This is a genomic window from Streptomyces sp. NBC_01216, from assembly GCF_035994945.1.
Classification (GTDB): Bacteria; Actinomycetota; Actinomycetes; order Streptomycetales; family Streptomycetaceae; genus Streptomyces.
Genome location: NZ_CP108677.1, coordinates 6,691,293 through 6,703,788, shown reverse-complemented (window position 1 = coordinate 6,703,788; position 12,496 = coordinate 6,691,293). Strand labels below are relative to the sequence as shown.

Genomic DNA, 12,496 nt, shown 5'->3' with positions numbered 1-12,496 from the left:
GGACTGCTAGCAGAAAAGGCGCCTTGACCTGCAAGGATGCGAGTGTTGAGGTCGTATCCGGAGCAGAGAGCAAGGCACCTTTCTGGTGAGTGACACTACAGGGTGGGGCCGTGGCCTGGTGGTCCGGGCCGATGGCAGAGGACTGGTCGGGCACGCGGGGGCGGTGCTGCTGCGACGGCTGGCAGACCGTACGGGGCTGACAGCCGCTCTGACCGGGGTGCTGCCGGCCGGTACCGGAAGGAAGAGGATCGCATTCCCGCCCGGCCTAAAGGCCGGGATTCCCTGCGAAGACAGGATGGGCGGCCCCTTCTGGGCGGCCCGGGACGCCGCCGGCTGGTCCGTCCCGAAGGGCGAGTACGACTCCGGGGAGACCGCGGAGGCCGCGGCCCGCCGGGAGTTCGAGGAGGAGCTCGGCCTGCCGGCGCCGGAGGGCGAGCGGATCCCGCTCGGGGAGGCGCGGCAGGCGAACGGAAAGACCGTCACGGTCTGGGCCGTGGAGGGCGATCTCGATCCGGCCCGGATCGTGCCGGGGACGTTCACCCTGGAGTGGCCGCGCGGCTCGGGCGTCCTGCGGGAGTTCCCGGAGATCGACCGGATCGGCTGGTTCACCCCGGAGGAGGCCGCTTCCCGTCTCGTGGCGGGCCAGCGGGTCTTCCTCGAACGCCTGGTCAGACACCAGGCCGAGCGGGGCGGACCGTCCTTGTCAGACCCGTAGGAGAGGGTGGGAGGCGCCAACCCGTCGAGAGGGAGCCCGACATGACCACGATCACCGACCATGAGCGCGCCGCCGCCCAGGCGTACCTTCGTCTGCTGGAGTCCACGCAGGCGGTCCTGACCGATCCACACCTGGCCCCCTACGCCGGAGCGATGCTCACGAACCCCATGGCCGAGGCCGACGCGGCGCTGCGTGCCGCCGGGCTGGAGGGCAACGAGGCCCACCTCCTTCATCTGGTCTCCACCCTGCGTGCCGCGCCCACGGGGGAACGCGGCAGGGCGGGGTGAGCGGTCAGCCGAGGACCACCGGGAGGGCACGGACGCTGTTTCCGACGAAACCGGCGTGGCGGACCAGCTCTTCCTCGGGAACGGCGAGGCGCAGGTCCGGGAAGCGGGTGAAGAGTCCTTCCAGGGCGAGGGCCGCCTCCATACGGGCGAGCGGGGCACCCAGGCAGTAGTGGGCGCCGTGGCCGAGGGAGAGGTGCTTGGAGACGGGGGCACGGGTGATGTCGAAGCGGTCGGCATCCGGGCCGTGCGCCCGGGTGTCCCGTCCGGCTGCCGAGTATCCGGCGAGCACCGGGGTGCCCCGGGGCACCAGCGTGCCGCCCACTGTGAGGTCTCGGGTGGGATAGCGGAAGGGGAAGTAGCTGACCGGACTGTCCCAGCGCAGGGTCTCCTCGACCACGGCGGACCAGTCGGCCGCGCCCTCGGTGAGCAGGGCCAGTTGATCGCGGTGGGCGCACAGGGCACGGACGGCGTTGGTGATGAGGTTGAGCGTGGTCTCGTGCCCGGCGATGATCATCAGGACCAGGGTGCCGATCAGCTCGGCCTGACTGAGCCTGTCGCCGCCCTCGTCACGTACGGCGATCAGCGCGCTGGTGAGGTCGCCACCCGGGCTGCGGCCGCGCTCGGCGGCGATGGCGGCGAGGACCTCGACCAGTTCCCGGTTGGCGGCTACGGCCTCTTCGGGACCGATGTCGGTGGCGACGACCTGGCTGCTCAGGCGGTGCAGACGTTCCTGGTACGCGGCGTCCACGCCGAGGAGTTCGCAGATGACCCCCAGCGGCAGCGGCAGGGCGTAGTGGTGCCTCAGGTCCACCACGCCACCGCCGGCGCGGGCCGTCTCGGCGAGGCCGTCCAGGAGGGTGGCGGTCACCGTCTCGACCCGCGGCCGGAGTTCCTCGACGCGACGGGGTGTGAAGGCCCGGCTCACCAGCGAGCGCAGTCTGCGGTGGTCGCCGTCGTCGGCGGTGGTCATGCTCTGGACGGTGGCGAAGGTCCGAAGGGGCCAGCCGTCGGGGATGCGCCCCTCGGCGAGCGCGGTGAAGTGGTGGGCCCCCTTGGCGACGTCGGGATGGGCGAGGAAGTCGCGCAGCGCGTCGTGTCCGAGGACGGCCATGCCCTCGACCTCACCGGGCAGCACCACCGGGGCCACGGCCCCCTGCGCCAGCAGCCGGGCGTTGGCCGCGTGCGGGCAGCCGCCGGCGGGGTCGAGGCGGTGGGGCGTTGCGTTCAACGGGCACTCCTGACGGCGGAAGCGGGCCGGACTGATCGCGGGAACGGTCAGATCCTACGGTCAACGAACCTGTCCGGGCAGTGGGTTGCTCATGCCCGCCGTCGTCGCCGGTGGGCGGCGACGGCGGGCGCGGGAGGCGCAGGCCGCGGAGCGGTAGCGCCGGGCGCTGCCGGGCCCGGTGCCCAGGTAGAGCGTGGAACAGCCGTCGGCGGCGCAGGCACCCCAGGTGACGCGGCCGTATGCGGTGAGGATCTGCGCGAGGGCGCTCGCGGCGAGGAACCAGTCGGCCCAGCCCGCGTCCTCGCCGCGGTCGACGTGCAGGTACCAGGGGTGGCCGTCGTGACGGGAGAGCCGGGGTGCGGCGGCGTGCGCGGCGAGGAGCGCGTTGAGCGACGCCGCGACGCGGTCGGTGTCGTCCGTGGTGAGCACCTCGGTGATCCGCGCGACGGCCGTGCGCAAGGCGTCGGCGTCCCGTTCGGAGAACGGCCGCCTCGGTGAGGTCTCGGGGGTCCTCACCATGGCGGGCGAGCAGCGCCGCCATACCGGCCCGGACCGCGCACCCAGGTGTTCACGCTCGGGGCGGGCCGCAAGAGCTCGGCGGCGTCCGTCGGCGCCGGGCTGACGGGGCCGGCGGCAGGGGCACCGGCCCCGGTCCTTCTGGCGGCCGTCGCCATCCTGCGGCTCGCGGCGGCCGCACTGCTCCGGCTGCTCACCCGTGCCCCGGCCCCCTCCCCGCGTCCGGACCGGCACGCCGCCCCGCCCGCGGTCCTCGGCGGCGCGAACGGACCTCCGCCCCCCGGACGACGGAGCGTGAAGGCGGTTCCGCCGGGGGGGCTCCCGGGGGGCGTACACGGCGCGGGGCTCCCGCGCCACCCGGTGCGCCCGGACCTCCCGTCTCCGCGGGCGGGCAGGCGGCAGGCGCGGAAGGACTCCGGCGCCCTTTCCGCGGTGCGCGACACGTCGCCGCCGACCCGTGCCCGCAGGCGCGCGGCCTGGGGTGCGAGCGCGAGGGAGGTACGAACCCGGGATAGGGGGGACGAGACCGCCTCACCTCTTCTCCCGACGCGCCGTCACCCGCGTCCGGTCGCACGGGCCGTGCGGAGCGACGGGAGGGCCGGGAGGGCCGGGAGGGCCGGGAGACAAGGGGGCGGAGAGGGCCGTTCGGCGGGGGGACGTCCCCCGTAGGGGCCCTTTTCCGTACGCCGCCCGGCGCAGTCTGATCGGCGGATTGTACGACCGCTCTCTACGGTAGCTGAATGATCGTCACGTCCGCTGTCCGTCACGCCGTCGTCGGCGCCACGGCGCTGCTGCTCGCCCTGCCCGCCCCGGTGGCCTCGGCTTCGTCCGTTGCCGAGCCCACGCCCCCCGCGAAACGCTTCGTCGATCCCACGCGCCTGTACCGGAGCGGAACGCAGGTGCAGCCACTGTCGGACGCGCCCGACGTGCCGTCCTCGGTCTCGGCCCTCTCGTGGGTGGTGGCCGACGCCGGTTCGGGCGAGGTGCTGGCGGCGCACGACGCGCACCGGCGGCTGCCGCCGGCCAGTACGCTCAAGACGCTCTTCGCGGTCACCGCGCTTCCCCGCCTTCCCCACGAACAGCGGCACACCGTCATCGAGCGGGAACTGGAGGGCATCGGCGCGGGCAGCAGCCTGGTCGGGGTCCAGGCCGGCTACACCTACAAGGTCTCCGACCTGTGGAACGGTGTCTTCCTCAGTTCCGGCAACGACGCGGTCCACGTCCTCGCGGCGATGAACGGCGGCTGGGAGTCCGTGTCCCGTCAGATGCAGGCGAAGGCGAAGGCCCTCGGCGCGCGCGACACCCGTGTCGTGTCCCCCGACGGCTACGACGCGCCGGGACAGGTGTCCTCCGCGTACGACCTGGCGGTCTTCGGCCGCGCCGGACTCCAGGACCCCGCGTTCGTCCGGTACTGCTCCACCCGGTACGCGCAGTTCCCTTCCGGCTCGTGGTCGTACGGCATTCGCAACACCAACCGCCTGGTGACCGGTGAGGACGGGGTGGAGCGCTATCCGGGGATCATCGGCGTCAAGAACGGCTACACCAGCGGAGCGGGAAACACCCTGATCGCCGCGGCCCGGCGTGGTGCCCGGACGCTGGTCGTCTCCGTGATGAACCCGCAGCGGGGCGGCGGTCTCTCCGTGTACGAGGAGGCGCGCTCCCTGCTCGACTGGGGCTTCGAGGCGGCCGGCCACGTACGCCCCGTGGGCTCGCTCGGTCCCGCGCCGGCGAAGGAGGCGGAGAAGAAGGCCGCGCCGCTGCCGCCCCGTCCGGCGAAGGCCGCGGCCGGGGCGACTCCGGCGGCGGCCGGTCCCGAGGCATCGACGTCTCCGACCGGCGGGGCGACGGCATCGGCGGCCGGAAGCGTCGAGGCCCCGCCGGCCCGGGTCGCGGCGCTCGACGCGCCGGGCGCGGAAGCGCCGAGCGAGGCGCCGTGGTCCGCGGCCGCCCCCGCCGGTCCGTGGGCGGGACTCCCGCCGGCTCTGGTGGGCTCGGCGCTCGCCGCGGCGCTGACCCTGTGGGTGTGGCGGCGCCGGACCGGGCGGCGGGACGAGACCGGCGCCTGAGCTTCGCTCTCTATGTGGGGTGGCCTCGGACCGGCGGACCACGTCCGCCCCCGTGCGTGGAGGGGGCCGAGCGGCGGTCAGCGCGGGAGGAAGTCCCCCAGCATTGCCGCGAACTCGTCCGGGTCCATGAGGCGGATGCCCAGGTCCTCGGCCTTGTCCCGCTTGGAGCCGGCCTTCTCACCGGCCACCACCAGTCCGGTGCGCCGGGAGACGCTGGAGGAGGACTTGCCTCCGGCCCGTTCGATCAGTTCGTTCATCTGGTTGCGGCTCAGCGCTTGCAGCGGTCCGGTCATCGCGCCGGTGACGACCACGGCCAGGCCGGCGAGGGGTCCGGCTTCGCGGGCCCCTTCCGGGGGCTGCGTCTCGCTGCCGGGCGGAGGCGGCGGAGTGACTCCGGGTTCGGTCATGTTCACCCCGACGGCGACCAGCTTGTCGACGACGGAGGCCAGTTCGGCGAGTTCGGCGACGATGACCGGTGCCTTCTCTGCGCCGATGCCCTCGACCTGCCGCATCGCCTCCGCGTCGGCCGCCCGGATGTGGTCCATGGTGGCGAAGTGGCGTGCGATGCGACGGGACATGGAGCGCCCGGTTCCCCGGACGCCGAGGGCGCACAGCACACGGCTGAGCGGTCGGGTGCGCGCCGTGGCGATCGCCGCGAGGAGGTTGTCCGCGCTGGTCTCGCCCATCCGGTCGAGGCCGAGGAGCCGCTCCCGGGTGAGGGTGAACAGGTCGGCCAGGTCGGCGACGAGAGCGGCGTCCACGAGCTGGACGATCCGGCTCACGCCCAGCCCCTCGATGTCGAGCTGGTCGCGGCCCACCGCATAGGAGAGGGACGCCACGAGATGGCAGTCGCGGCCACGGACACAGCGCCACCGCTGCTCGCTGCGGTCGATCTCGGACCCGCACTGCGGACACGCCTCGGGGAAGCCGATCGGCTCCTCCTCGCCGGTGCGCAGCCGGGCGACCGGCGCCTCCACCCTGGGAATGATGTCCCCCGCCTTGTAGACCATCACGTGGTCGCCCAGGCGCAGATCGCGACGGGTGATGTCCGAGGGGTTGTGCAGCGTGGCGTAGGTGACGGTGCTGCCGTCGATCTCCACCGGCTCCAGGACGGCGCGGGGCGCGATGATGCCCGTGCGCCCGACGTTCCACTCGACGCCGAGCAGCCGGGTGATCTTCTCCACGGCGGGCAGCTTGTAGGCGACGGCCCAGCGTGGCGCGCGCGAACCGGAACCGGCGTCCCTCCGGTCGGCCGCGAGGTCGGCCTTGATCACGATGCCGTCGATGCCGAAGGGCAGTTCGGCTCGGAGGGCGGCTATCTCAGCGACCCGGTCCAGCACTACCCCCGCCCCGGTGACCACGCGGCCCGGAACGGCGGTGGCCGCGGAGGTGTGCAGCCCCAGGGCCGCCGCGTACGCGAGGAGTTCGCTGTGGGGCCAGTGCTCCAGGCCCCCGGCGGCAGGCTCGACGGCCGTGGCCCCGGCGGGCCCCCCGGCCTCACCCGACGGCAGCACGTCGTAGGCGAAGAAGGTCATCTCGACGGTGTACGCCCGGTCCCTGGCCCGCAGCGTGCCCGCCGCGGCGTTGCGCGGATTGGCGAAGGGCTCGCCACCGTGGGCCACCCGCACGGGGTTGGCCGCCTCGAACTGATCAGTGGTCATGAGCACTTCGCCGCGGACCTCCAGCGTGGCCTCCTCGGCCAGCCGCTCCGGAAGGCCCACGACGGTGCCGATCGCGTGCGACACGTCCTCACCCGCGGTTCCGTCGCCCCGGGTGACGATCCGGGCCAGGCGACCGCGCTCGTACCGGGCCGCGACGGCCAGCCCGTCCAGCTTGGGCTCGACGCTCCACCGCTCGACGCTCCGGCCGATCCGGCGCTCGAGGGAGGACGCCCAGGCGGTGAACTGGTCTCCGGAGAAGACGTTGTCCAGGGAGAGCATCGGCCGGGTGTGCGGGACGTCTCCGCCGGCGGCCCCGCCGGCGACCTTGCCGGTCGGCGAGTCGGCGTGGACCTGGTCCGGATGAGCGGCCTCCCATGCCGCTATGGACCGGCTCAGGCGGTCATAGGCGTCGTCGTCGAGCGGGGACGTGCCGCCCGCGTAGTAGGCGGCGGCAGCCTGTTGGGCGTCCACGGCCGCCCGCGCGTACGCGGCGGCATCGGCAAGGACCGGAGTCGTCGTCATGCCGTCCATCCTGCCGTTGACCACTGACAACGGACCGGCCGCGACCGGCGGGCGACGGGCTCAGAGCCTGTCGGGTGAGCTTCGATCGACAGGCGGACGCGGTCTGGCGCGTGCGATTCCAAGGCGCCGGGATGTTGCTGTAGCGGAGCTACCAGGGTATGTCGGCAACGCCGGCAGCGTGCGTGGCAGGGCGTGACCGCGCGGTCAGAGGCCACCCGACAGGCTCTCAGGAGCCCGGAACGCCCTCCAGGGCCTGGCGGGGAGCGGGACGGCCCTGGCGGAGGTACCGCTCGGCCGCGCGGACGGCCTCCCGGGCGGTGCGTTCGCCCATCAGGACGCACAGGGTGTACGCCGTGTCCTCGAGGCGCCGGCGGATCGACAGGTCACACGGCCGGGCCAGGACCCCCCTCTCCTGTGTCCGGTAGTGCCGCAGCAGCCGGTCGATCGCGTTTCTGTCGGGCAGCAACATCTCGTCCTCCTGGCACGCCCCTGTCCCTCCTCGCTCCATGTTCGGGGCAGGCGTTCAGCCGCGCGACTCGCACGTTCACGTTGCGTGAGACCGTGCCGTCGGGGTGCGGGGGCCGGGCCGATGGCGGAAGGTCGATGTCATGAACCCGAGCGAGCGACTGAAGGTGGTCGTCACGGGCGCCACCGGAAACGTCGGGACGAGTCTGGTCCGGGCACTGGAGCGGGAGCCCCGGATCGCCTCCGTCCTCGGGCTCGCCCGCCGCCGCCCCGGGCTGGTCCTCGAGAAGACCGAGTGGGCGGAGGCGGATCTCTCGATGGAACGCGACGCGCCCCGTCTCGCGCGGTACGTCGAGGACGCGGACGCGGTGGTGCACCTGGCCTGGGCCTTCCGGCCGACCCGCGATCCGGCGGAGACCTGGCGGACCAACGTCCTCGGTTCGCTGCGCCTGTTCGACGCGGTCGCGGCGGCGCGGGTACCGGTGCTGGTGCACGCCTCGTCGGTGGGGGCGTACTCCCCCGGCCCGAAGAACGGGCCGGGGGTCTCCGAGTCCTGGCCGACCCACGGCTGGCCCGGCGCCGCCTACACCCGCGAGAAGGCATACCTGGAACGGGTTCTGGACACCTTCGAACGCGACCACCCGCAGACCCGGGTGGTCCGGATGCGGCCAGGCTTCCTCTTCAAGGCGGAGGCGGCGAGCGAGCAGCGCCGGATCTTCGCGGGCCGGTTCTTCCCCGGCGCCCTGCTGCGTCCCGAACTGCTCCCTCTGATACCGGCGTTCCCGGAACTGCGGTTCCAGGTGCTGCACACCGACGACGCCGCCGACGCCTGCCGGCGGGCGCTGCTGCGCGAGGTGCGGGGAGCGTTCAACCTGGCCGCCGATCCGGTGATCGACGCCACGGCCCTCGCCGGGCTCCTCGGTTCCCGCGCCGTGAGGCTGCCCGCGGGGGCGCTCCGGGGCGCCCTCGCCGGGGCCTGGAGACTGCGCCTGGCGGCCACACCCCCCGGCCTGTTCGACGCCCTGACGCGTCTTCCCGTGCTGTCCACGGAGCGGGCGCGCCGAGAGCTGGGCTGGGAGCCGTCGACGACCTCCCTGGAGGCCCTGGGCGCGTTTCTGCGAGGGGTGCGTGCGGGCGGCGGGGACGCCACCGCGCCGCTCGCCGGGGGCCGCTTCGGCTGAGCTGAGAGCCTGTCGGGTGGCCTTCGGCGACAGGCGGGCGCGAGAGTCGAGGCGACGGGGCGACGCGACCGGACGGGAGCCGGGCTCACAGGCGGGGAGCGGGGAAGAAGGAGCGGAGCGAGAGTGGGAGGGAGGAACAGCGTTTCGGGACGGACGGACCGGCATGTCGGGACGTCCGGCCCTCCCCCCGCCGGGCCGACGGCCCCACGCTGGGGACAAGGGGCCGGCCCGACCGGCGGACCGGCCCACCACCGAGGTCACGGAGACAGCCTGATGAGTCGTGAGATCGTCGCGGGAGTGGACGGATCGCCGGAGAGCCTCGCAGCGGCCGAGTGGGCGGCGCGCGAGGCGGGTCACCGGCAGCTGCCGCTGCGGCTGGTGCACGCCTGGCGATGGGAGCCGCTGGACATTCCGCTCCAGCAGGACCGGGCGACGCAGCAGCGGATCGCCGACGAGGTACTCGAATCGGCACGGGCGACGCTCGCCGCGCGCCATCCCGGCCTGAGGCTGACCGCCGGGGTCGTGCCCGACACACCGGTCGCCGCTCTGCTGAGCACCGAGGAGCGGGCGGAGATGCTGGTGCTCGGCTCACGCGGGCACGGTGCCCTGACCGGCTTCCTGCTCGGTTCGTACGGCCGGCAGATCATCGCCGAGGCCACCCGGCCCGTCGTGTCGGTCCGCTCGCGGGACGGAAAGACCCCCGACAGCGGCGCCGAGATCGTCGTGGGCCAGCAGGGAGGGGCGGAGGACAGCGCGCCCGCGCTCGGCTTCGCCTTCGAGACGGCCGCCGCCCGTGGCGCCTCGGTCCGCGCGGTACGGGCCTGGAACCTGCCGCCCCTGTACGCCTACAGCCCGGCCTCCCTGGCCCTGGCCGACGAGCTCGGCGGGCTCGTCCCCTACGAGGAGAAGGCGCTGCACGAGGCCCTCGCGCCCTGGCGCGAGCGTTTCCCCGAGGTCGAGGTGATCGAGCACGTGGAGATCGGGAGCGCGGGCCAGGTGCTGTTGTCCTCCTCGGGCGCCGCCCAGCTTCTGGTGGTCGGACGCCGGGCGAGGCGTGGCGCCCTCGGGTCGCGGATCGGGTCCGTGGCGCACGCGGCGCTGCATCTCGCGCCCTGCCCGGTCGCGGTGGTTCCCCACCCCTGACGCGCCCACTCCCCTCCGGTCGGAGGACATGGTCAACCAGTATGGACGCACGGTGTTGACCGGGGGTGTCGCGACGGCGGAAGACGGACAGGGTCAGGCCGTCGCCCCGGCTGCTCTCCCCCTCGCCGGACCATCCGGCGGCCTCGGACAGAGAGCGGAGCACCATGCGGCAGCACATCCAGGACGACGAGCCCGTCCCGCGCGCCCGGCGGGCGGGCGGCGGTCGACACCGCGGACGGACGCGCACCGGACGTCACTCCCCGAAGGCACCGTCGTTCCGGGCGGCGGTGTCGCTCACGGGTGCGGCGGCGGCCGTTCTCACCGTGGTGACCGGCGTCTACGTGGCGTCCCTGGAGGCGCGGGCCGGGCGGGACGCGCGAGCGGCGGAGGCTCCCCTGATGCGGCCACTCGCCGCGGGAGCCGACCCCTCGGCCGTACCGCCCACGCGTCCGTCCCCCGTCGTCGGTGCCGACGGCGCCGCGCGGCCGGCGGGGACGACGGACCCGCGGGCCTCGTCCCCGGTCCGCGCCACGGTCGCAGAGACACCCGCGTCGCCGCTCGCCGGAGCCCCGGCGGCGGCCGGCGCGGCGGTCCCGCCGGCCGGCGACCGGCGGCGGGCGGACCGGGCGGTCACCGCCGGAAGGGGGCCCGCCGACTTCGTCCAGCAGGTGATCGCCCTGGTCAACGAGGAGCGCGAGCGGGCGGGGTGCGCTCCGGTACGCCCGGAGCGACGGCTGGGCGTCTCGGCGCAGGCCCACGCGGACGACATGGCGGCGCGCGGCTACTACGCCCACGGTTCCCCGGAGGGACGGGACGCGGGCGACCGGATCACCCGGGCGGGATACGCCTGGTCCGCGTGGGGCGAGAACATCCACCGGGGACCGAAAACGGCTGTCCGGGCGATGGAGGACTGGATGAACAGCGACGGTCATCGCCGCAACATCCTCAACTGTGCCTTCAAGGACGTCGGGGTCGGGGTCACGCTGAGCCCCAACGGCCCGTGGTGGGTGCAGAACTTCGGCGTCCGGCGCTGACCGGGGAACGGCCCCGGCCCGTGGGCCGTCGGGGCACGGCCGGACCGCGGCACCGTGACGGCGGCTGGTTCTCAGGACCGCGGCCGGGCGACTGTCTGCACCCACACGGTGCCGTCGGGGCCCGGTACCGCGGCGACGCCGGTGTCCCGGTACCGGCAGTCCAGCATGTTCTCCTGGTGCATCGCGCCGTCCATCCAGCCCGTGAAGACCGCCGCCGGGTCACCCGTGCCGCGGGCGAGGTTCTCGCCCCAGCGGCTCCAGACGTACCCCGTGTCCGAGATCCGGGTGTCCGCGGACTCGCCCTCGGGGCTGGTGTGCCCGTAGTAGCCGCGCCGCGCCATGTCACGGGCGTAGGCGCGGGACGCCTCCGTGAGCCGCGCGTCCGTCCGCAGCGGCGCGCACCCCTCCCTCGCACGGCGCTGGTTGACCAGCCGGGTCAGCCGTTCGGCGGCCGAAGGTGCCGGAGTCGCGGTCGGCGTGGGCGTCGGTGTGGGCGTGGCCGTGCGGCTCGGCCGGGGCTCGGCGGTGGGCCGCGGCGCTGGGGGCGCCGGGGCGCTCGCCAGGACCGGGGGCGCCGCTGTGGGAGGGGCCGGTACGGACCGGCGCTCAGTCCGTTCCGGTGGAACGAGGAGGATGACGCCGCCGAGGACCGCGAGCGCGGCCGCGCCGGCCATCCACGCCCGGCCCGCCGAGCTCACGCCGCCGCCGGCCCCGGGAAAGGGAGAGCCCGCCGTCGGATCGGCCACCGCGCCGGGGTCCGGGGCGGGTTGCGGGGAGCCCGGCTGTCCCGCGGCGGCGTGGTCCGGGGAGACGGGTGCGGGACGGCCGGCGGCGGCCATCGCGTCCGGGACGACCGGCCCCGCCTGCCCGAGGGCCGGTGGCACCACCAGGCCGAGTCCCACGAGGAGGCCCTCGGCGGGGGCGAGTCCGGCGCTCGTGGGAGCGCAGACGGCGCAGGTGCGCAGGTGGCGGGCGATCCGTTTGCGCCACAGCGGGGCGGGCCGGCCGTCCCAGCCGGCCGTCGTCCCGGCCATTTCCGGGCAGGGCGGCCTGGCGGCCAGGGCCCGGACGATCGCCCTCCCGGTCTCCAGCTGGCCCTTCATCCGCTGCACCCGGACCGCGGCGTGCTGGACGGTGAGGTCGAGCGACTCGGCCAGTTCGGCCCGGGTCAGTTCGCCCGCGGCCTCCAGCCACCACAGGGCGAGGAGTTCGCGGTCGGTCTCGTCGAGCCAGCGGGTCGCCTCGGCCAGCTCGCGACGCTGTCCGGACAGGCCCAGGCGCAGGATGGCGAGGTCGACGAAGTCGCCTTCGGGATCGGCGATCTCCACGGCAAGGTCGAGGCCCGGCTGCGGGCTGTTCCGGCGGTCGTGCCAGCGACGGCGGATCTGGTTCATGGCTATCGCGACGAGCCAGGAGCGGAAGCGGGCGGGATCGCGGAGCCCCGGCAGGCCGTCGAGGGCGCGGAACATCGTCTCCTGAACGAGGTCGTCGACGTCCGCGTGACCGTCGAGCGCCCGTCCGACGATGTTGTAGACGAGGGGGAGATAGGCGCGGACCAGGCGCTCCCGGGCGTGCGCGTCTCCGGCCGCGGCGGCTTCCACCAGCCCGGTGCCGTGCTCGTCGCTGTACATGTCGCTGCTCCCTCGTCCCTGGGCCTTTCTGTCCCCGTACCGAGGAG

The 12,496-nt window shown here is 74.4% G+C and carries 10 protein-coding genes and 1 pseudogene; 6 read left to right on the top strand and 5 right to left on the bottom strand.

All coding sequences use genetic code 11. The features are described 5' to 3' along the window. The first annotated feature begins 247 nt into the window (after positions 1-247). A complete protein-coding gene (locus OG393_RS30265; RefSeq protein WP_327378602.1) occupies positions 248-715 on the top strand; it encodes an NUDIX domain-containing protein in 468 nt (155 codons plus the stop codon). A 41-nt stretch (positions 716-756) separates the two neighbouring features. Further along, positions 757-1,002 (top strand): hypothetical protein, encoded by a 246-nt coding sequence (locus OG393_RS30260; RefSeq protein WP_327377867.1) that lies wholly within the window; start codon positions 757-759, stop codon positions 1,000-1,002. A gap of 4 nt (positions 1,003-1,006) precedes the next feature. Here OG393_RS30260 and OG393_RS30255 read toward each other — a convergent pair whose 3' ends face one another. Together OG393_RS30255 and OG393_RS30250 are read right to left on the bottom strand one after the other, a co-directional pair. Further along, positions 1,007-2,230, bottom strand: coding sequence for a cytochrome P450 family protein (locus OG393_RS30255; protein WP_327377866.1), 1,224 nt, complete (start codon positions 2,228-2,230; stop codon positions 1,007-1,009). Between the two features lie 89 nt (positions 2,231-2,319). After that, positions 2,320-2,771 (bottom strand): annotated as a pseudogene (locus tag OG393_RS30250) (CGNR zinc finger domain-containing protein). 715 nt (positions 2,772-3,486) lie between these two features. On the opposite strand from OG393_RS30250, the gene OG393_RS30245 reads away from it, so the two are divergent. Then, complete coding sequence (locus OG393_RS30245) at positions 3,487-4,812, top strand: D-alanyl-D-alanine carboxypeptidase family protein (RefSeq protein WP_327377865.1); 1,326 nt, start codon at positions 3,487-3,489, stop codon at positions 4,810-4,812. Positions 4,813-4,889: 77 nt separating this feature from the next. Here OG393_RS30245 and ligA read toward each other — a convergent pair whose 3' ends face one another. After that, positions 4,890-7,004: an NAD-dependent DNA ligase LigA gene (gene ligA / locus OG393_RS30240; protein ID WP_327377864.1), complete on the bottom strand. Its 2,115-nt coding sequence runs from the start codon at positions 7,002-7,004 to the stop codon at positions 4,890-4,892. Between the two features lie 217 nt (positions 7,005-7,221). Then, positions 7,222-7,464, bottom strand: coding sequence for a DUF5133 domain-containing protein (locus OG393_RS30235; RefSeq protein WP_327377863.1), 243 nt, complete (start codon positions 7,462-7,464; stop codon positions 7,222-7,224). Positions 7,465-7,603: 139 nt separating this feature from the next. Between OG393_RS30235 and OG393_RS30230 the strand changes: the two genes are divergently transcribed. The 3 genes from OG393_RS30230 to OG393_RS30220 all read left to right on the top strand — a co-directional run bounded on the left by OG393_RS30230 (position 7,604) and on the right by OG393_RS30220 (position 10,818). Further along, on the top strand, positions 7,604-8,641 hold the full coding sequence (locus OG393_RS30230; RefSeq protein WP_327377862.1) for an NAD-dependent epimerase/dehydratase family protein: 1,038 nt from the start codon (positions 7,604-7,606) through the stop codon (positions 8,639-8,641). A 273-nt stretch (positions 8,642-8,914) separates the two neighbouring features. Continuing rightward, complete coding sequence (locus tag OG393_RS30225) at positions 8,915-9,784, top strand: universal stress protein (RefSeq protein ID WP_327377861.1); 870 nt, start codon at positions 8,915-8,917, stop codon at positions 9,782-9,784. A gap of 164 nt (positions 9,785-9,948) precedes the next feature. Then, the gene (locus OG393_RS30220) at positions 9,949-10,818 is read left to right on the top strand and encodes a CAP domain-containing protein (protein ID WP_327377859.1); all 870 of its coding nucleotides are present in this window, start codon (positions 9,949-9,951) and stop codon (positions 10,816-10,818) included. A gap of 71 nt (positions 10,819-10,889) precedes the next feature. On the opposite strand, the gene OG393_RS30215 is transcribed toward OG393_RS30220, so the two are convergent. Further along, on the bottom strand, positions 10,890-12,449 hold the full coding sequence (locus tag OG393_RS30215) for a sigma-70 family RNA polymerase sigma factor (protein ID WP_327377858.1): 1,560 nt from the start codon (positions 12,447-12,449) through the stop codon (positions 10,890-10,892). Between the last annotated feature and the right edge of the window lie 47 nt (positions 12,450-12,496).